This is a genomic window from Georgenia sp. Z1491 (assembly GCF_057652395.1).
The window spans coordinates 484970-504122 of record NZ_CM172729.1 but is presented as its reverse complement, the minus strand read 5'-3'; the positions used below and the strand labels follow the sequence as shown (position 1 = coordinate 504122).

Here is a 19153-nt window from a genome sequence, read left to right as displayed (position 1 = left end):
GGTCAGCCTACGGCGCCGCCGAACAGCAGACCGAGGACGTACGTCACCGCGGCCGCGCCGTAACCGATCGCCAGCTGGCGCAGCGCGCGCGGCAGCGGTGCCGAGCCGGACAGCACGCCGACGACGGCGCCCGTCATCAGCAGCGCGATGCCGACGAGCGCGGCGGCCACGGCCACGGCGGCGAGGCCGGTGAGGCCGAAGAGGTAGGGCAGCACGGGGATGATCGCGCCCGAGGCGAAGAACAGGAAGCTCGACGACGCCGCCTGCCAGGCGGTGCCGATCTCCTCGTACGCGGCCTCGTCCGCGCGGGGCGCCTCCTCGCCGCCGGCGACCCGTTCCCCCGCGTGGGCGGCGATGACGGCGCGGGCGTGGGCGTCGGCGTCCTCGACGGACATGCCCCGCGCCCGGTAGAGCAGGGACAGCTCGTTGGCGTCGACGTCGAGCGCCGGCACCACCTGCGCGCTGCGCGTGCTCGGGGTGGAGGACTCGAGCAGCTCGCGCTGGCTGCGCACCGAGACGTACTCCCCGGCGCCCATCGACAGGGCGCCCGCGAGCAGACCGGAGATGCCGGTGGCGAGCACGACCGACGTGCCGACGCCGGTCGCACCGATCCCCAGGACGAGCGCGAGGTTGGAGACCAGTCCGTCGTTCGCGCCGAACACGGCGGCCCGGAAGGTCCCGGACATGCGGGCGCGTCCGCGGGCGGCGAGCGCCCGCACCACCTCGCCGTGGACGCGCTCGTCGGCCGCCATCTGCTCGGTGGCGTCGGCGTCGTCGTCATAGTTCGCCCGCAGCTCGGCGCGCTGGGCGAGCGCGAGGACGAACACCGACCCGAAGCTGCGGGCGAGCCACGCCATGAGGCGGCTGCGCAGCGTGGCCCGGCCGGGCCGCTCGGCATGGGGACCGAGCAGGTCGATCCAGTGCTGCTCGTGGCGCTTCTCCGCCTCGGCGAGACCGAGGAGGATCTCGCGCTCCTCGCCCGACTTGCGCTGGGCGAGGTTCCGGTAGACCGCGCCCTCCGCACGCTCCTCGGCGAGGTTGCGGCGCCAGCGGCGGATCCGTGCGGGATCCGGCGCCCGCGCGGGCACGTCGGGACGGGACATGGTCATCACGATCACCCATTGTGCTCCCGACGCGCCGGACACCTGTTGCGGGTCCGCACGAAGGGTGATGGGCTGGCTCACATGGCCAACACACCTGACAAGATCGTGTACACCGCCACCGCCACCAGCACCGGGGGCCGCACGGGTTCCGGCGTCTCCGAGGACCCCCACCTCGAGCTCACGTTCACCTCCCCGAAGGACATGGGAGGTTCCGGCGAGGGCACCAACCCCGAGCAGCTCTTCGCCCTCGGCTACGGCGCCTGCTTCACGGGCGCCCTCGGCCTGGCCGGCAAGGAGAAGGACGTCGACGTCTCCGAGGCCACCGTCCGCACCAAGGTCGGCTTCGGCCCCGAGGGCGAGTCGTTCGCCCTCACGGTCGAGCACGAGGTCCACATCCCGGGCCTGGGCATTGACGAGGCCCAGACCATCGTGGACCGCACCCACGAGCTGTGCCCCTACTCGAAGGCCACGCGCGGCAACGTGCCCGTGACGGTCACCGCCGTCGACTCGCTCTGAGCCGACCACCAGCTGAGGGAGGGACCGCCGTGCCGGTGACCGTCGAGCGTCACGAGATCGTCGGACGGGCGCCGGACGGCGGGCCCTTCCCCAACAACACCTACCTGGTGGGCGACGAGCGAGAGGTCCTCGTCGTCGACCCGGCGCACGACGCCGACGCCGTGCGCTCCTGCGTGGCCGGGCGCACCGTGGTGGGCCTGGTCCTCACGCACGGGCACTGGGACCACGTCGGTCCCGCCGCCGAGCTCGCCGCGGGGTGGGGTGTCGTCCCGCTGCTGCACCCCGCCGACCGGTTCCTGTGGGAGCAGACGCACCCCGGCGTCCCCACCGGAGATCTCGCCGACGGCCAGGTCATCGAGGTGGCCGGCGCCGAGGTGACCGTGGCGCACACGCCCGGGCACACCCCCGGCGCCTGCTCGTTCCTCGTCCCGGACGCCGCCACGGTGCTCACGGGCGACACCCTGTTCCCGGGCGGCCCCGGCGCCACCCGCTGGGACTACAGCGACTTCGACCAGGTCATCTCCTCGATCCGCGAGCGCCTCGTGACCCTCGACCCGGCCTGGACGGTCGGGCCGGGTCACGGTGACCCGACCACGGTGGGCACCGAGGCCCCCGAGGTCGACGCGTGGGAGTCCCGCGGCTGGTAGCGGGCAGAGCGCCCGTCGCCCGCAACATCGGCGGTCCTCCGCGTCCGGCGGACACGGGGCTCCGGCACCGAGCAGGGGTTCCGACGTCGGGCGGGGGTTCTCCGCCGTCGTGCCCCGGTTGTAGGTTGGCTCACATGTCCTCGGGAGCGCGGTCCATCGACAGCTCGGTCAGCGACGAGAAGGTGCGCGAGGCGACGGGTCGCGCGCGCGAGGAGTGGTTCGCCCTCCTCGACGACGCCGGCGCCACCGACTGGGACCACACCCGCACCGCGACCTGGCTGCGCGAGGAGCACGGCGTCGACGGCTGGTGGGCGCAGGGCGTGACCGTCGCCTACGAGCAGGCCCGCGGTCTGCGGGAGCCCGGCCAGCGGCGCGACGGTGGCTGGGAGGCCTCGGCGTCGAAGACCCTCTACGTGACGGCGCAGAACCTGTGGCCGTACCTGGCCGAGCGGTCGCACCGGTCGGACTGGATCGGTAAGCGCCTCGACGTCACCGGGCAGACCGAACCGACCTCGGTGCGGCTGCGCGACGGCGACGAGCGCATCACGCTGCGCATCGACCCGCTCGAGCCCGGCGCCGACGGCCGGCACAAGGTGCGCCTCGCCGTCCAGCACACCGGGCTCACCTCCGGGGAGCGGATCCCCGAGCTCAAGGCGTCGTGGAAGAAGGCGTTCGCCACGCTCGCCGACCTGCTCTCCGAGAGCTGACCCGAGGGCCGGTCCGCTCACCGGTCAGCGACCGGCGAGGGACCCGACCGGAGGGCCGGACAGGGACCCGACCGGAGGGCCGGCCCGGGACCTGATGTGAGGCGCGGCCGGGACCCGGCCCGTGGGCGAGGTCCCGGCCGCGACCGGGGCGGCGCGCTCCGTCAGCGCAGCGGCCCCTGCCAGGCGCCGGAGAGCGACGCCAGCTCGAACCCGACGGCATGGTTGACGTCGAGCATGTGCCGGTTCTCGGCCGCGTTCCACGTGTGGATCCGCTCCACGTCGGGGAAGCGCTCGAGCAGGGCGAGCTGGTTGACGAGCTTGACGACCGTGCCGAGCCGGCGGCCGCGGTGCTCCTTCATCACGAGCGTCTCGTCCTGCCAGGCGGCGGGGCGGCCGAGCGGGACCGTCAGCTTGGAGAACGCGACGAGCGCCCTGGTGGTGGTGTCCCGCACCGCCGAGACGAGGTAGGTGCGGTGGCCGGACGCCAGGCGGGCGGCCTCGGTGGTCCGGACGCGCTCCGCGTCCCAGGCCTCCTCCTCCCAGTCCAGGCCGCCGAGCGGCACGTCGGTGCTCATCCGGCGCATGAGCTCGGCGATGTGGGCGAGCTCGGCCTCCGGCGTCGCGCCCACCCAGGTGACGATCTCGTCCGTGGGCGCCGTCCAGCCGCGGGCCTGGTCCAGCGCGCCGCGCCACGCGCGCTCCCGACCGGCAACGTGGAGGACCGAGTGCCGTTCGACCTGCTCGAGGACGAGGCCCCGGTCGGTGCAGAACCGGGCGGCGGCGTCGCGCGCGATCGCCCCCTCGCTCCGGGTGGGCCGGATCGGCTCCGCGTCCCCGGCGGGCGGCTCGTGGTCGACCCAGGCCTGGACCACGCTGCGCCCCTCCGCGCGGGCGACGTCCGTGGCCGCGCGCCACAGCGCGTCGCCGATGCCCTGCCCGCGGTGCGCGACCCGGGTGAACAGCTCGACCCCGCAGGTCCGGGTGTTGTCGCGCAGCTCGAGGTCCATCGCGAGGTACCCGAGGACGTCGTGCGCCTCGGGGCCGGGGTCGTCTGCGCCGGAGGCGACCGCGGCCGGCGCCGCGGTCCCGCCCGCGGCCAGCCGCTCGGCGACCGGCCCGGTGGCGGCGACGATCACCACCCGGCGCACCGAGGACTGGTCGGCGTAGGCGCCCAGCCGGGTGGCGGGGTCGCCGAGCAGGTCGGTGTCGCCGAGCCGCTCGAGCAGGTACTCGGCGTCGATGTCGGTCAGGGCCCGGAAGGCGGCCGACGGCGTGGCCCCGGCGGCGATCTCCTCGGCCGCGGGCGCGACGAGGTGGAGCAGGTGGACGCCGGCAGGCAGCCCGTCCGGGCGCACCGTCGGCGCCGTCGTGGCGGGACGGGTCGTCCCCTCGTCGGTGGTCGTCATGCGGGCAAGCGTGGCAGCGCACCGGCTACGGCGCACCGGCTTTTCCGACGTTCGCCCGCAGGGGAGGCGGGTGCGGCGCGGGTGCCGCTTGCCGGTGCGGCGTGGGAGTGCCCGGCTCAGCCGACGGGCTCGACCCGGACGACCAGCGCGCGGTGCGTGGCCTGTCCGACGTCGAAGACCGCGCCCTCGGCCACCCGGTAGCTGGCCTCGTCGACGAGGATGCGGTCGATCGGCGAGCCGAAGAACCAGGGGATGTCCGCGGGCCACGTGGCGACACCGCCGAGGCCGGCCTCGGTCGCGCCGTCGACGCAGCGGCCGAGGTCGCGCGCGGGCGCGTGGTCGACGGTGGCGTTGAGGCCGCCCGCGACCACGACCGGTCCCGAGCCCGTGCGGCACCACGTGAGCGCCTCCCCGACCTCGCGGCGCCAGACGTCCATCGCGTCGGGCCTCGGCGCCGTGGGGTGCACGGCGACGATCGTCGGCCCCACGCCGGAGACGGGTCGCAGGGCGAACGCCTCGGCGGTGGGCTCGGCGTCGACCGGCACGTAGCCGCCGAGGGAGTCGGCGAGGAGCACCGCCGTCGCCCCACGGTCCTCGGTGGCGGAGCCCGCGCCGTAGGCCGTGAACGGGTGGCCGGACCCGGTGAGCTCGGTCGCGAGCGCCGTCGCGTCCGCGTCGAGCATCTCGGGCAGGACGACGACGTCGACGCCCTGCTCGACGATCGGTGTGGCGAGATCGGACCCCGCGACGTCGCCCTCCTCCATGTTGACGGTGAGGATCGTCAGCGCGGCGTCGGGCGCCGCGGCCGTGTCGTCGGTGCGGCTGATCGAGGTCGCGGCCGACGTGCCGCGGTCGAACATGATGGCGAGGTGACCGACCGCCACGAGCAGGAAGACGCCGCCGAGCACCATGATCGCCGCGCCGGCCCGGATGAGCTGCCGGCGGACGAGGCCGATGACGAGGAAGACGATGCCGAGCACGGCGAGGGTGAGCACGAGCCAGCCCTTGAGGGCCACGACCTGAGCCACCGGCGTGACGCCGGAGATCCCGTCCAGGGGCGGGACGATCGCACCCGGGAGCTCGGGATCGAGCGTGAGGGCGGCGAGCAGCCCCACGACGGCGACGACGACCCAGATGACGATGCGCACGGATCCAGTGTCCCGCACGTGCGTCGGCGGGCCCGCAGGCCGGGGGTCTCGAACCGGTCACGCCCCCGGTCGGCGAGAGTGCGGCTCCCGGTCGTCGAGAGTGCGGCTCCCGGTCGTCGAGTGTGCGGGTCCCGGTCGGCGAGAGTGCGGGTCCCGGTCGTCGAGAGCGACGGTCGACCGTCGGTCAGTCGCTCGGTGCGGTGAGCCGGAGCTCGACGGCCACGGCGCGGTGGTCGGAGCCCCCGACCTCCTCGACCTGCCCGGACGTCCCCCGCAGGCCGCCGGCGACGAGGACGTGGTCGATCGTGGCGCCCGCCCACACCGGCCACGAGGCGGGCCACGTGGCCAGGCCGCCGATGCCGGCGTCGACGCCCGCGTCGTGGCACCGCCCGCCCGCGGCCGCGACGCCGGTCAGCGAGGCGTGGTCGAGCGTCATGTTGAGGTCGCCGGCGATGACGGTGGGCCGCATCGCGCGCTCGCACGTGCCCATGATCGCGCGGTTCTCCGCCCGCCAGGCCGCCATGTTCCCGGCGACCGGGGGGATCGGGTGCGCGGCGACGAGCACGGGCTGGTCCGGGTCGTCGCCGGTCGGCCGGAGGTGCACGCGGCCGAAGCCGCCGGTCACCGCGTCGGTGCGCTGCTCATAGGGGCCGAGGGCGTCGGCCACGACCATCGAGGTCGCCCCGACCGCGCCCGTGCCCTCGGTGTAGCCGGTGAAGCCCTGACCGGTGCGTTCCTCGAGCACCCGGACGATCTGCTCGGCGAGGTCGGCGGAGGTCTCGGGCAGGGCGAGGACGTCGGCCCCGACGCTCACGGCATGGTCGACGACGTCCGTCGGCGTCGCCGCACCACCGAGGGTGTTGAGCGTGAGAACGGTGAACCTCTCCGGCGTGGGCGGCTCGTCCGAGGCGGTGACGCCCTCGCCCGAGACGCCGCGATCGAGCAGCTCGACGCCGTGCGCCACCCCGGCGAGCGCCGCGACGACTCCCCCGGCCAGCACGACCACGGCGGGCGCTCCGCCCCGCACCGGGCGAGCCGGGGCGCGGCTCCTGTCCGCGCGCGAGTCCCTGCTTCCCTCCCGCTCGACCGGGTCGTCGGCCCGGTGATCGCCCGGGCCTCCCACACGGGCCCGTCGCTGCCGGGCGAGGAGCACGAGGCGACCGGCGAACACGAGGAGCAGGCCGAGGACCAGGAGCGTCGCCGCGAGCGTGCCCTTGAGGGCGAGGACCTGCGCCACCGGCATCCGCTCGCTGAACCACAGGGGACGCAGCGTGTAGAGGCTCGCGAGGGCAAGGAGCACCGCCGCCACGGCGCCCGCCACCCCCGCTCCCCTGCGCATACGCTCCATCGTCGGCCACGTCACCGACGTCGGGCCACCCCACGGTGGGGAGTCCGACCCAGGTCAGCGCTCCCCACAATGGGTGCACGCCTGGTGCGGGGTTCCCTGCCGAGAGCGCGAGGTGTCGCCGAGAGCGCGGTTTCCGACCGAGGGCGCGGAATATGGCCGAGAGCGCGAGGTGTCGCCGAGAGCGCGGTTTCCCACCGAAGGCGCGGTCAAGACGCCGAGTGGATGGCCGCCGGGGGTCCACTCGACACGGAACCCGCGGCCTCGACACGGAACCCGCGCCCTCGACACGGAACCCGCGCTCTCGGCACGGCGCGCGCAGCGCCGACACCCGACCCGCGCCGCCGACGCACACGAACACGGCCGTCGACGCACATCTCGCTTCCTCCAGGGACGCGTGCGCCCCGAATCTCCCGATTCCCGGTGCATCCTGGGGCGGACATGCCGAACAATGGATGCCCGTGACCTCCGCCGACCACGATCCCCGCCGCCCCGACCAGGGTGAGCCGCGTCGGCGCGCGAACCGACGCCCCACCGGTGGTCACGGCAACGGGGCCGGCATCCCCAACGACGGTACCGGCACGGACACGACGGCGAGTCGTCGTGGGGGACGCCGCAGGGGTCGTGGCGCGGCGCGCGGCGCGGACCGGGTGGCGCGCGGACCTCGCCCCCCGACGCCGGAGCAGGTCGAGGCCCGCCGTGCCGCGGTCCCCGTCATCAGCTACCCCGAGGAGCTCCCGGTCGCCGAGCGGCGCTTCGAGATCGCGGCGGCGATCGCGAGCCACCAGGTCGTCGTCGTCGCGGGCGAGACCGGGTCCGGCAAGACCACCCAGCTGCCGAAGATCTGCCTCGACCTCGGCCGCGGCGTCGAGGGCATGATCGGGCACACCCAGCCGCGTCGCCTCGCCGCCCGGTCCGTCGCCGAGCGCATCGCCTCCGAGCTGGACGTCGACCTCGGCAAACAGGTCGGCTACCAGGTCAGGTTCACCGACGAGGTGTCCGCCACCACGCTGGTCAAGCTGATGACCGACGGCATCCTCCTCGCGGAGATCCAGCGCGACCCGCTGCTGCGGCGCTACGACACGATCATCGTCGACGAGGCCCACGAGCGGTCCCTGAACATCGACTTCCTGCTCGGGTACCTCGCCCAGCTGCTCCCGCGCCGTCCCGACCTCAAGCTCGTCATCACGTCCGCCACGATCGACTCCGAGCGCTTCGCCGAGCACTTCGGGAAGGCCGCAGGGATGGACGGCCCGGCCCCGGTCGTCCAGGTCACGGGCCGCACCTACCCGGTCGACGTCCGCTACCGTCCGCTCGTCCCCGACGTCGACGACGAGACCGACGAGGACGAGTCCCCCGACGACGACGGACGCACCCGCACCGCGGCCTCCGCCCGGCGCGCCGACGGCCCGGGGAGCGGCCCGGCGGGCGGCTCACCCGCCGACCCCGAGGAGCCGATCGACCAGGTCACCGGCATCCTCCGGGCCTACGACGAGCTCGCCGCCGAGGGGCCCGGCGACATCCTCGTGTTCCTCTCGGGCGAGCGCGAGATCCGCGACACCCACGTGGCGTTCGCCGAGCACCTGGGCGAGCGGTACCTGGCGCCCGGGGGCCGGTCGACGGTGCCGGGCGCCGTCGAGATCCTCCCCCTGTACGCGCGGCTCACCGCCGCCGAGCAGCACCGGGTCTTCGCCCCGCACAGCACCCGTCGCGTCGTGCTGGCCACGAACGTCGCCGAGACGTCCCTGACCGTGCCCGGCATCCATTACGTCATCGACCCGGGCACGGCCCGCATCTCGCGGTACTCCACGCGGACCAAGGTGCAGCGGCTGCCGATCGAGCCGGTCTCGCGGGCGAGCGCCGCCCAGCGGTCGGGGCGCTCGGGCCGCGTCGCCGACGGGGTCGCCATCCGGCTCTACTCGCGCCGGGACTTCGACAACCGTCCGGAGTTCACCGAGCCCGAGATCCTGCGGACCTCCCTCGCCTCGGTCATCCTGCAGATGGCCTCGCTCGGGCTCGGCGACGTCGCGCAGTTCCCGTTCGTCGACCCCCCGGACACGCGGGCCGTGCGCGACGGCGTCCAGCAGCTCGAGGAGATCGGTGCCCTCGAGCCCGGGTCGACCGAGCTGACCCGCGTGGGCCGGGACCTGGCCCGCCTGCCCGTGGACCCGCGCCTGGGACGGATGCTGCTGGAGGCCGAGCGGCTCGGGTGCGCGGCCGAGGTGATGGTCGTCGTCGCGGCCCTGTCCGTGCAGGACGTGCGCGAGCGGCCCGTGGAGAAGCAGACCCAGGCCGACCAGAAGCACCGCCGGTTCGTCGACGAGACCTCGGACTTCCTCGCCTACCTCAACCTGTGGCGCTACCTGCGCACGCTCCAGCGGGACCTGTCCGGCTCCGCGTTCCGCCGCACCGTGCGCGGGGAGTACCTCAACTACCTGCGCATCCGGGAGTGGCAGGACGTCGTCACCCAGCTCCGCCAGCTGGCCAAGCCCCTCGGCCTGCACCTGCGCCCCCTCGCCCTGCCGCCGGCGGCCGAGGTGGACACGCCGGACACCGACCTCGTGGCCTCCACCGTGGTCGCGCTCGGACGCGGGTCGGACGCCGCGTCCGCGGACTCCGTCCACCAGGCCCTGCTCACCGGCCTGCTGTCCAACCTGGGGAGCTACGACGAGCGCAAGCGCGACTACGCGGGCGCCCGCGGGACCCGGTTCGTCATCTGGCCCGGCTCGGGGCTCTCGCGGAAGACGTACCCGTGGGTGATGGCGGCCGAGCTCGTCGAGACCTCGCGACTGTTCGCCCGCACGGTCGCGCGGGTGAACCCGGACTGGGTGGAGCGGGCCGCCGGGCACCTCCTGCGCCGCACGTACTCCGAGCCCTACTGGTCCACCCGCAACGGCGCCGCCATGGTCAAGGAGCGCGTCCTGCTGTACGGCATGACGCTGGCTGCCGACCGTCCCGTACTGCTGGGTCGCCTCGGCGACCAGCCGATCGGCGACGCCACGGCCGCCGAGCTCGCGCGGGAGATGTTCGTCCGCCACGCGCTCGTGGAGGGCCAGTGGCGCACGCACCACCGGTTCGTGAAGGACAACGCGGCGGTGCTCGAGGAGGCCAGAGAGGTCGAGGCACGGCTGCGGCGCCACGGCGTCGTCGGGGACGAGGACACGCTGTTCGCCTTCTACGACGAACGCGTCGGCGCCGAGGCCGTCTCCGCCCGCCACTTCGACACGTGGTGGAAGAAGGCCCGGCGCGAGACCCCGGACCTGCTCACCCTCACGCTCGAGGAGCTCGTGCCGGAGAACCCGGTGTCCGAGGCGGACCAGCCCTCGACCTGGCAGCAGGGCGACCTCACCCTCCCCCTGTCCTACGACTTCACACCCGGCGCGTGGGCGGACGGCATCACCGCGACGGTCCCGGTGGAGGTCCTCGGCCGGCTGCGTCCCGAGGGGTTCGACTGGCTCGTGCCCAGCTACGTCGACGAGCTCGCCGTCGCGACGATCCGCGCGCTGCCCAAGCGGGTGCGGCGCGAGCTCGTGCCCGCCCCGGACGTCGCGCGCGCCGTCGTGGCGGCCATGCCCGACTGGCACGACGCCGTCGCCGCCGCCCCCGGGGACGCGGGCCGGCAGGGCGGCCGGGTCGACCCCGCAGACGTGCCCGCCTGGCAGGACGCCTTCGCCGCCGCCGTGCGCGAGGTGCGCGGGGTGGAGATCGACGAGGCCGCCTGGGGCGAGTCCGCCGAGCTGCCCGGGCACCTGCGGATGAAGTTCCGGGTCGTCTCCGCCAAGGGCGCGGTGCTCGGCGAGGGCGACTCGCTGCTCGCCCTGCAGCGCGAGCTGGCGCCGGCCGTCGAGAGCGCGGTCGCCTCGGCGGTGCGCGGCGCCGTCGCGGTGGCCATGGCCGAGGCGCGGTCCGCCGCCGGGGAGGGGGCCGGGGGCGCCCGTGGGTCCGGTGCCGCCAAGTCCGGTGCCGGTGCGCGCGGGGGCCGCTCCTCCGGCGGCCGCGGCGCGGGCGGGAGCGAGGCCGCTGTGGAAGCCTCCGACCCCGCGGCCGGCGGGACCGCTCCCGGGGCCGCGACCGCCGTCGAGCAGGAGGGCCTGACCACCTGGCCGGACGTGCCGGGCGGGGCGATCCCGGCCAGCGTGGAGACGATCGGGCCGGCCGGGCTGGTCGTGCGCGGCTATCCCGCGCTCGTCGAGGAGGCCACCTCGGTGGCCCTGCGGGTCCTGCCCGACGCCGGTTCCCAGGTCCGCGCGCACCGTCTCGGCGTGCGTCGGCTGGCGCTGGCCGCCACCGCGCTGCCCGAGCAGCGGGTGAGCACCCGGTGGGGCGGGCAGGACGCGCTCGCGCTGGCCTCCTCGCCCTACCCGAGCACGGGCGCGCTCGTGTCCGACCTCCAGCTGGCCGCGGTCACCGAGATCGTCGACGACTGGTGCGCCGAGCACGTGAGCGGCGGAGCCGGGATGCTGCGGGACAAGGAACGGTTCGAGGAGCTCGTCGCGCACGTGCGCACCCGGCTCGAGGACCGGGTCTTCGAGCTGGCCGGCACGGTGGTCAACGTGATGAACGCCTGGCGCGAGCTGCAGGCCACGGTCAAGGCCTCCAGCTCAATCCACCTGCTCGGAGCGGTCACCGACGTGCGCGCCGCGGTCGGTGACCTGGTCTTCGACGGGTTCGTGGCCGTGACCGGCCCGGACCACCTCGTCCACCTGCCGCGCTACCTCAAGGCGGCCCAGCGCCGCCTCGAGCGGGCCGCGCAGAACGTGCACGCCGACGACGCGGCCGCCTGGCAGGTGCAGGAGATGGTCGACGCCCTCGAGGCGGCCCGGGCCCGCGCCGGGGACGACCCCGACGCCCAGGCCCGGCTCCGCGAGGTGCGCTGGCTGATCGAGGAGCTGCGGGTCTCCCTGTTCGCCCAGCAGCTCGGCACGCCGGTCAAGGTCTCGACCACGCGGGTGCGCAAGGCCATCGCGGCGGCGCTCGGGGGCTAGGGCCCCGCGACCGACAGGGTCGCCGGCCGTCGGGCGGGCCGGGCCTTCCTGGGTCCAACTACCCAGGTCACGGGCCTGCAGGACCGTCCCGGGCGCTCGTAGCGTCGAGGGTGCACGACGGGGAGGGCTTCGGATCTCCCCCACCGTCCGGTCGGCACCGACGAGGGTCGACCGGGTCCGCGACGGGCCTGCCACCGGCCCCGAGAGGAGGACGACATGTCCACCATCCGCCGATACGCAGCATCCACGACCGCGGTCCTGCTCCTGGCCGGCGGAGCGGTCGCCTGCAGCTCCGACGACGAGGCGTCGCCCCAGGGTGACGGCGACGCCAACATCGAGCCGCCGGCCACCGACGGCGAGCAGGACGGCGGGGCCGAGGCTCCGAGCGACGACCGGCCCCCGGCCGACGAGGATCCCGCCACCGTGCCGTCCGACGACGGCAGCGTCGACGACTCCGTCGTACCGGGTGACGAGGAGCCTGGCGCTGAGGACCCCGGCGCCGGGGAGCCTCCCGTCGAGGACCCGGGCGCAGAGGATCCGGCTGCCGAGGACCCGAACGCCTCGGTCCCCCCGCGCGCCGAGGCCGGCTTCGTGTCGTTCGAGCTGCCCGAGAACGCCGTGGAGGATCGCCAGGAGCCCGGACTGTGGCAGTGGTCCCTCCCGGCCACGCCGGAATCCGACCCTCAGCCGGCCGAGCTGCTCGTCGTCCAGGGCCCGGAGAACCACCAGATGACCGGCACCTTCGACGAGGAGATCGCGGCCTTCGAGCAGATGATGGTCGAGGGCCTCCCGGAGGACGTGAACTGGGAGGACGGCGAGGTCGATGCGGCCGAGGGTCTGCGCGTCTACCGCTTCGAGACGCTCGGCCTGGAGCCGGGCGAGGTCCACTGGATCGTGGAGAACGCCTCGACCGGCGAGCTCATGCAGCTCACCGTCACCGTGAACGGAGACAGCACCGAGATGGTCGACGCGATCGACGCGACGCTGCAGCCGTCCGCCAGCTAACCCGCGTGGCCGGCCGACCCGGGCGGCCGGCTGACCCGCGTGGCCAGCTGAGCCGCACCGCCAACCCCGACCGCGTACCACGGCCCCCGAGCGCTCCGGCGCCGGGGGCCGTAGCGTCGTGCCCATGAGCACCGAGTTCACGCACGAGCCCGCCAGGAGCCGCTACGTCACCACGGTCGACGGTGTCGAGGCCGGCGAGGCCACCTACGTCCTCGAGGGCGACATGCACGTCTTCGACCACACGTTCACCGATCCGAAGCAGCGCGGGCAGGGGCTCGCGGGCCGGCTCGTCGAGTTCGCGCTGACCGACGTGCGCGAGCGCGGCGGGATGGTCCGGCCGGTGTGCCCGTTCGTCGTCGACTACATGGACGCCCACCCGGAGTTCGCCGACATCCGCGCCTGACGGCTGCGGGGCCGGTCGACGGGTCCGGCTCGCCGACCCACTCCGCCGAGCTGGACCGAAGCCGCCCGACCAGGACCTCAGCACGGTCCACCTCGACACTCGAAGGTCCAGCTCGCGGACCCGCGCGACCACACGCTGCGCCCTGCCGACGACGCGTCGGGGGGGCGCGACTGCGCAGTCGCGGCAGGGGCTTGTGCCGTCGGTCCGGTCCGGCCAGGATCGTCGCAGGCGCACGGACGCGCCGACGCAGGGGGACCTGGACCTGGAAGGCCGCGCCGATGTCAGCTCCCGCTCACCGACGCCCGCCGCTCGACCGTGCCGACGACCCCCGCGCGGCCGACACCAGGCCCACCGACACCGGGCCCGAGAGAACGAGGCCCACCAGTACCGGGCCCGACGGCAGCCAACCCGCGGCCGGTCCGATCGACACCTCCCCCGCCCGCCCCGCGGCGGGCGCCGCGCTCATCGCGCTCCTCCTGGCTCTCACCGCCTGCGGAGGCTCCGACGACGAGGGGACGACCGAGCACGAGGTCCACGTCGAGGTCGACGACGCCGCGGACGGGACGCCCGAGCTCGCCCCCGTCGAGTCCGGCTCGGACGACGCCGTGGAGGTCGACGCCGACCAGACCGGCGCCGAGACCCTGTCCGACGGCGCCGCGGGCGGGGGTTACGGCGTCGTCGGGGAAGAGGTCGGGGAGGAGGCCCAGGAGGCGGGCCCGACCATCCGCGACGTCGACCTGTCGACCCTCCCGTGGCGGCAGGCGCTCACGGGGGAATCCGTCGTCCCCGTCGAGGGCGACGAGTACGGGCGGATCTACACGGTGGGCGAGCAGATCGAGTTCGCGGACGTCGACGGGGACGGCCACGAGGACGCCCTCGCCGTGCTCGAGGTGGTCGACGGCAACGCCGTGGAGGAGACCTGGTACATCTGGACGTGGGACCCGGAGGCCGAGGCTGCCGTGCAGGTCGAGAGCCCGGTGGCGCGGACCGCCCGCTGCGGGGACACCGTGCACGAGGTCGCCGCGGTCGACGGGGCGTTCGCCGTGACCGAGGCGCTGCGCTACCAGGACGACACCTCCGGCGACTGCGCGACCGACGGCCCGATCGTGCACACCCGCCACGTCACGTTGGAGTCCGGGTGGCCCGTGCTCACCGGCGGCCTGAGCGGTGAGGGCGGGATCTGCCCGCAGTTCCAGTACGCCACCGACGACATGTGGCCGGTCGGCGACGTCGAGCTGCACGCCGCACCGGTCGACGGCAGCGCGCCGCTCGGCGAGCCACGGCCGGACTGGTGGCTCGAGGTCGACGTCTCCCGGCACGAGTTCCTGTGGCGGCCGAACTGGATCCTCGTGCACCAGGTCTACGACGCGCAGCCCGAGGCGCTCGCGAGCTCCAACGGCTACCGGCCCTGCGCGTGGGCGTACCTCGCGGACGATCAGCGCCCGCTCCCCCACGGCCCCTACGTCGACGACCTGTGACGCGGTGCGGCGGTGAGCCGCCCTCACCCCAGCAGGTCGATGATCGCCGCCACCGCGCGCCGCCCCGCCCGGGTCGCCCCCACCGTCGAGGCGCCCGCGCCGTACCCCACGAGGTGCAGGCGCGGCTCGTCGACGACCTCCGTCCCGCGCACGAGCACCCCACCGTCGCGGGTGCGGATCCGCATGGGCTTGAGGTGCCGCAGCTCGTGCCGGAACCCGGTGGCCCAGAGGATCGTGTCGACCGGCGTGAGCGTGCCGTCGGCCTCCCGCACAGAGTGCTCGGTCATCTCCGTGAACATGGGACGCCGGGCGAGGACGCCGGCGTCCATGGCGCGTCTCGTGGCCGGCCCGAGGAACAGCCCGGTCTCGGCGACCACCGGCAGCGGCCGCAGCCCCTGCTCGACCCGTGCGGTCACCCGTTCCTCGACGCCGCGCCCGGCCTCGTGGTCGAACCGTCCGGTCGACCACCGCGGCGGTGTGCGGGTGTACCAGAGCGCCTCCGCCGCGTGCGAGAGCTCGAGCACGTGCCCTACGCCGGAGATCCCGCCGCCGACGACCGCCACGCGATCACCCTCGTGCTCCTCCGGGCCGGCGTAGTCGTGGGTGTGGAGCTGCCGGCCGCGGAACCGGTCGACGCCCGGGACGGTCGGCCAGAACGGTCGGGACCACGTGCCGGTCGCGGAGACGACGGCGCGCGCCGCCCAGCTCCCCTGGTCGGTGTGGACGAGGAGCCGACCGCGCGGGTCGTCGTCGGCGCGCTCGACGGCCATGACCACGACCGGCCGCAGCACCGGCAGGTCGAACATGTCCTCGTACGTCGTGAAGTACCTCGGCAGCGCGGTGGACGCGGGCTCGACCGGGTCCGGCTCCGGGAACCCCGCGCCGGGCAGGTCGTGGATCCCGTTGACCGTCGCCATCGTCAGCGTGTGCCACCTGTGCCGCCAGGCGCCGCCGGGCCCGTCCTCGGCGTCGAGCACGACGAAGTCCGGCACGTGCCCGCGGTGCCGCGTCGCCCCGGTCTGCTCCACCGGGTCGCCCGCGTACCCGACGAGTCCGCGCCGCTGCAGCCGGTATGCGGTGGCGAGTCCGGCCTGGCCGGCTCCGACGACGACGACATCCACCTCACGTGCGCCCGCGCCCCGGTCCACGGGGGCGTCGCCGGCCCGAGCGGCGGTCGAGTCCCCGGGCAGGCGGCGGGGGCGCACGGTGAGCCGTTCGCCGTCGGGGTCACCGCTGGGCGAGAGCACCGGGACCCACCCGGTCGGGCCCGGCACCGGTCGTCGGGTCTCGACGTACTCGCCCCAGGGCTCGCCGCCGTCGTCGCGCAGCTCGGCGTCGGTGTCGGTATCGATGTCGTCGTGCCCGGCAGCCTCTCGGGTCCGTCGGGGCGACGCACGGCGGTCGGGGCCGGTCGCCGCGCTGTCCATGCCGCGACGGTACCCGGCCGGACCCGGGCCCACCTGGTCACTCACGCTCGCCCCCGGCCACCACGTGCGGCCCGCCACGGTACCCACAGGCGGCCGTGCCACGTGGTGATCCACACGCCGTCGGCCGGGTGCGGGACCCCCGACGCCGCGGGAACGTACCGTGGCCCGGTGACCATGGACGACTCGCCGGAGCGCGACGGCGCACGCCGGCACGGGCGCCCCTCCGACGACGGTCCGCGGCCCTTCGAGCCCGTCCGTCTCGGGCGCTCCCCGCTGCACCGGATCCCCACGGTGTCGGTGCTGGCGTTCGCGGTCCTCATCGTCATCGTCGCGTCCACCACCCGCGGTCCCGTCCGGTGGCTCATGCTCGCCGTGGTCCTCGTGGCCGCCCTCAGCGCGTGGCGCTCCGCCCGCATCCGCGCCCGCTCGAGCAGGGACGACGCCGCCGACGTCAGAACCACCGACGCCGACGGCAACGCCGACCCCGGCACCGACACCGGCCCCTGCCCCGGCCGCGACGGGAACCGGGCGTAGCACCGTGGACGGACCCGGCGCGCTGCGCCTTGCACGATCCCTCGTGGCCGAGCACGGGCTGCGCGGGTGGACGGTCGCGCTCGACCGGGCCGTCCGTCGCGCCGGCGCGACGCACTTCCACGACCGCCGCATCACCCTGTCCCGCCACCTCGTCGAGCTCTACACGGAGGACGAGGTGCGCGACGTCGTCCTGCACGAGATCGCCCACGCCCTGGTCGGACCGCGGGTCGGTCACGGCCCGCGGTGGCGTGCCGCCGTCGTGCGCATCGGGGGCTCCCCCCGCCGCACGACCGCTCCCGACAGCCCGAGCGTCCCTGCCCCGTGGTCCGGGCGCTGCCCGGCCGGCCACCTCCACCAGCGCTACCAGCGCCCGCGCGCGACCTACCTGTGCCGCCGGTGCCCGCCCGCCCTGCGCCGGAGCGCCGTCATCGAGTGGACCCACGTCCGGGGTGCGGCATGAGGCGAGAGGCACCGACCGGCACGCCACCGCCGCCGGGCGCCGCGGTACCCGGCACCCCGGCGGGTCCCGGCGACACGCCACCGCCCTCCGGACCACCCCGCGGTTCCGGTCGCGAGGGCGTCCCGGCGTCGGCCCGCGCCCGCCGACGCCGCGAGACCGCCGCGGCCTACGCGCTTCTCGCGCCCTCGCTCGTCGGGCTGATCCTCTTCCTCGGGCTGCCGGTGCTCCTCGTGCTCGGCATGAGCCTCACGCACTACGACCTGCTCGGGGATCCGACCTGGGCGGGCCTGACGAACTACACCGACCTCGCCGGCGACCGCCAGTTCCGCGGCGCCCTGCTCGTCACCGCCGGGTACGTGCTCATGGCGATCCCGCTGACGGTCGGCGCCGGGCTCCTCCTCGCCGTCCTGCTCAACCGCCACCTGCCCGGCTCCGGGATCCTGCGCGTGATCTACGTGCTCCCGTGGGTGTGCTCGCCGCTCGCGCTGGGCGTCGTCTGGCAGTGGATGCTCGCCCCCAGCAACGGGGCGATCAACGCAATCCTCGGCCAGCGCGTCGAGTGGATGAGCGACCCCACGCTCGCGCTGCCCGCCGTCGCGCTCGTGTCCGCATGGTCCTCGATCGGCTACGTCTCGCTGTTCTTCCTCGCGGGCCTCCAGCAGATCCCGCCGAGCATCTACGAGGCGGCCCGGCTCGACGGCGCCGGCCCCTTCCGGATGCTCACCTCGATGACGATCCCGCTGCTGCGACCGACGATGTTCTTCGTCCTCGTCACCACCGTCATCTCCAGCTTCCAGGTCTACGACCTCGTGTACGGGCTCACGGGCGGCAGCCCCGGCTACCCGTCGGGCAGCACCGACGTCATCGCCGCCCGGATCTACCAGGAGGCGTTCGTCGCTCTCGACCTCGGCAGCGCGTCGGCGATGGCGGTCGTGCTGTTCGTCGTCCTCGTCGCGATCACGCTCGTCCAGCAGCGGTACTTCGCGTCCCGCACGACCTACGACATGTCATGAGCACCAACCAGCCGGACACCCAGCTCTCGGCGGCGGGCCCACCACCGCCGCCGACGGACGCCCCCGAGGACGACGCACCCCGCCTCCGCAGGCGCCGCCGCCCGGTGTCGGTCGGCCGCGGGTCCGCCCACGCGCTGACCTACCTGCTGCTCCTGGCGGGCGCGGTGGTCACGCTCGCCCCGCTCCTGCTGCCGGTGATGACCGCGCTGAAGACGAACCGCCAGTTCGCCACCGAGAGCCCGCTCGCCCTGCCCGACCCCCTGACGCTGGAGAACTTCCGCGCCCTGTTCGGCGACGGCGCGAACTTCTGGGTACCGATCGCGGTGACGGTGCAGATGGTGGCGGTCCTCGTCGCCGGCCAGCTCGTGGCCTCGATCCTGGCCGCGTACGCGTTCGCCACGCTGGAGTTCCGGGGGCGCGAGACGCTCTTCTGGTGCTACCTGGCCACGCTCATGGTGCCGGCGGTCGTGACGATCATCCCGCTCTACACGATGATGACGCTCGCCGACCTCAAGAACACGTTCGCCGGGCTCGTCGTCCCGTTCGTGCTCGGCTCGCCCTACGCCGTCTTCCTGCTGCGGCAGAACTTCCGCTCCATGCCGCGCGAGCTCCTCGACGCCGCCACCCTGGACGGCGCAGGCGTGCTCCGGCGGCTGTGGTCGGTGGTGCTGCCGATGAACCGGCCGATCGTCGTCACGCTGCTGCTCATCACCGTGGTCACCCAGTGGAACAGCTTCCTGTGGCCCTCGATCATCGCACCGCGCCCGGAGTGGCACGTGCTCACCACCGCGACGTCGGCGATGCAGACCCAGTACGACGACCGGGTCGTGCTCGTCATGGCCGCCGCGGTGGTGGCCATGTCCCCGCTCATCGTCCTGTTCCTCATCTTCCAGCGGCACATCACGCGCGCGATCGGCGTGGGCGCGGGCCGCTGAGGTCGCGTCCCGTCGAGCACTCGCGCCCACCTGCGCCAGCT

16 protein-coding genes are annotated in these 19153 nt (G+C 74.7%); 11 read left to right on the top strand and 5 right to left on the bottom strand.

The genetic code is table 11. The features are described from left to right. Positions 1–2: 2 nt before the first annotated feature. A complete protein-coding gene (locus AC24HA_RS02370) occupies positions 3–1109 on the bottom strand; it encodes a VIT1/CCC1 transporter family protein (protein ID WP_425710183.1) in 1107 nt (368 codons plus the stop codon). A gap of 75 nt (positions 1110–1184) precedes the next feature. Between AC24HA_RS02370 and AC24HA_RS02365 the strand changes: the two genes are divergently transcribed. The 3 genes from AC24HA_RS02365 (at position 1185) to AC24HA_RS02355 (ending at position 2973) form a co-directional block, all read left to right on the top strand. Further along, complete coding sequence (locus tag AC24HA_RS02365) at positions 1185–1619, top strand: organic hydroperoxide resistance protein (RefSeq protein WP_425710160.1); 435 nt, start codon at positions 1185–1187, stop codon at positions 1617–1619. Between the two features lie 35 nt (positions 1620–1654). After that, positions 1655–2266, top strand: a complete 612-nt coding sequence (locus AC24HA_RS02360; RefSeq protein WP_487563575.1) for an MBL fold metallo-hydrolase — start codon at positions 1655–1657, stop codon at positions 2264–2266. A 134-nt stretch (positions 2267–2400) separates the two neighbouring features. Beyond that, a complete protein-coding gene (locus AC24HA_RS02355) occupies positions 2401–2973 on the top strand; it encodes a DUF4287 domain-containing protein (RefSeq protein ID WP_425710162.1) in 573 nt (190 codons plus the stop codon). Between the two features lie 161 nt (positions 2974–3134). On the opposite strand, the gene AC24HA_RS02350 is transcribed toward AC24HA_RS02355, so the two are convergent. The 3 genes from AC24HA_RS02350 to AC24HA_RS02340 form a co-directional block, all read right to left on the bottom strand. Then, complete coding sequence (locus AC24HA_RS02350; RefSeq protein ID WP_425710163.1) at positions 3135–4379, bottom strand: GNAT family N-acetyltransferase; 1245 nt, start codon at positions 4377–4379, stop codon at positions 3135–3137. A 116-nt stretch (positions 4380–4495) separates the two neighbouring features. Beyond that, complete coding sequence (locus AC24HA_RS02345; protein ID WP_425710164.1) at positions 4496–5527, bottom strand: endonuclease/exonuclease/phosphatase family protein; 1032 nt, start codon at positions 5525–5527, stop codon at positions 4496–4498. 184 nt (positions 5528–5711) lie between these two features. Continuing rightward, a complete protein-coding gene (locus AC24HA_RS02340) occupies positions 5712–6866 on the bottom strand; it encodes an endonuclease/exonuclease/phosphatase family protein (RefSeq protein WP_425710165.1) in 1155 nt (384 codons plus the stop codon). 461 nt (positions 6867–7327) lie between these two features. Between AC24HA_RS02340 and hrpA the strand changes: the two genes are divergently transcribed. From hrpA to AC24HA_RS02320, 4 genes are all read left to right on the top strand, one after another. Next, positions 7328–11857 carry an ATP-dependent RNA helicase HrpA gene (gene hrpA / locus AC24HA_RS02335; RefSeq protein ID WP_425710166.1) on the top strand — a complete coding sequence of 1510 codons (4530 nt, stop codon included), beginning with the start codon at positions 7328–7330 and terminating at the stop codon, positions 11855–11857. Positions 11858–12073: 216 nt separating this feature from the next. Then, on the top strand, positions 12074–12862 hold the full coding sequence (locus AC24HA_RS02330; protein ID WP_425710167.1) for an ICP22 family protein: 789 nt from the start codon (positions 12074–12076) through the stop codon (positions 12860–12862). Between the two features lie 124 nt (positions 12863–12986). Next, the gene (locus AC24HA_RS02325) at positions 12987–13265 is read left to right on the top strand and encodes a GNAT family N-acetyltransferase (protein ID WP_425710168.1); all 279 of its coding nucleotides are present in this window, start codon (positions 12987–12989) and stop codon (positions 13263–13265) included. Between the two features lie 278 nt (positions 13266–13543). Continuing rightward, the gene (locus AC24HA_RS02320) at positions 13544–14743 is read left to right on the top strand and encodes a hypothetical protein (protein WP_425710169.1); all 1200 of its coding nucleotides are present in this window, start codon (positions 13544–13546) and stop codon (positions 14741–14743) included. Between the two features lie 23 nt (positions 14744–14766). Here AC24HA_RS02320 and AC24HA_RS02315 read toward each other — a convergent pair whose 3' ends face one another. After that, complete coding sequence (locus AC24HA_RS02315; RefSeq protein ID WP_425710170.1) at positions 14767–16170, bottom strand: NAD(P)-binding domain-containing protein; 1404 nt, start codon at positions 16168–16170, stop codon at positions 14767–14769. Between the two features lie 168 nt (positions 16171–16338). On the opposite strand from AC24HA_RS02315, the gene AC24HA_RS02310 reads away from it, so the two are divergent. Genes AC24HA_RS02310 through AC24HA_RS02295 form a run of 4 tightly spaced genes read left to right on the top strand, consistent with a single transcriptional unit; the run spans position 16339 to position 19112 of the window. Further along, entirely contained in the window at positions 16339–16704 is a 366-nt protein-coding gene (locus AC24HA_RS02310) for an energy-coupling factor transporter transmembrane component T family protein (RefSeq protein ID WP_425710171.1), read from the top strand. 4 nt (positions 16705–16708) lie between these two features. After that, the gene (locus tag AC24HA_RS02305) at positions 16709–17164 is read left to right on the top strand and encodes a SprT-like domain-containing protein (RefSeq protein ID WP_487563574.1); all 456 of its coding nucleotides are present in this window, start codon (positions 16709–16711) and stop codon (positions 17162–17164) included. After that, positions 17161–18177: a carbohydrate ABC transporter permease gene (locus AC24HA_RS02300; protein WP_425710173.1), complete on the top strand. Its 1017-nt coding sequence runs from the start codon at positions 17161–17163 to the stop codon at positions 18175–18177. Before AC24HA_RS02305 ends, AC24HA_RS02300 begins: the two co-directional genes overlap by 4 nt. After that, a complete protein-coding gene (locus AC24HA_RS02295) occupies positions 18174–19112 on the top strand; it encodes a carbohydrate ABC transporter permease (RefSeq protein WP_425710174.1) in 939 nt (312 codons plus the stop codon). Before AC24HA_RS02300 ends, AC24HA_RS02295 begins: the two co-directional genes overlap by 4 nt. Positions 19113–19153 lie beyond the last annotated feature (41 nt).

Bases quoted from the DNA above. Each gene is read 5' to 3' on its own strand.
- AC24HA_RS02350 (WP_425710163.1), bottom strand. From the start codon at position 4,379: ATGACGACCACCGACGAGGGGACGACCCGTCCCGCCACGACGGCGCCG.
- AC24HA_RS02315 (WP_425710170.1), bottom strand. From the start codon at position 16,170: ATGGACAGCGCGGCGACCGGCCCCGACCGCCGTGCGTCGCCCCGACGG.
- AC24HA_RS02330 (WP_425710167.1), top strand. From the start codon at position 12,074: ATGTCCACCATCCGCCGATACGCAGCATCCACGACCGCGGTCCTGCTC.
- AC24HA_RS02320 (WP_425710169.1), top strand. From the start codon at position 13,544: ATGTCAGCTCCCGCTCACCGACGCCCGCCGCTCGACCGTGCCGACGAC.
- hrpA (WP_425710166.1), top strand. From the start codon at position 7,328: ATGCCCGTGACCTCCGCCGACCACGATCCCCGCCGCCCCGACCAGGGT.
- AC24HA_RS02340 (WP_425710165.1), bottom strand. From the start codon at position 6,866: ATGCGCAGGGGAGCGGGGGTGGCGGGCGCCGTGGCGGCGGTGCTCCTT.
- AC24HA_RS02300 (WP_425710173.1), top strand. From the start codon at position 17,161: ATGAGGCGAGAGGCACCGACCGGCACGCCACCGCCGCCGGGCGCCGCG.
- AC24HA_RS02325 (WP_425710168.1), top strand. From the start codon at position 12,987: ATGAGCACCGAGTTCACGCACGAGCCCGCCAGGAGCCGCTACGTCACC.
- AC24HA_RS02370 (WP_425710183.1), bottom strand. From the start codon at position 1,109: ATGACCATGTCCCGTCCCGACGTGCCCGCGCGGGCGCCGGATCCCGCA.
- AC24HA_RS02355 (WP_425710162.1), top strand. From the start codon at position 2,401: ATGTCCTCGGGAGCGCGGTCCATCGACAGCTCGGTCAGCGACGAGAAG.
- AC24HA_RS02295 (WP_425710174.1), top strand. From the start codon at position 18,174: ATGAGCACCAACCAGCCGGACACCCAGCTCTCGGCGGCGGGCCCACCA.
- AC24HA_RS02365 (WP_425710160.1), top strand. From the start codon at position 1,185: ATGGCCAACACACCTGACAAGATCGTGTACACCGCCACCGCCACCAGC.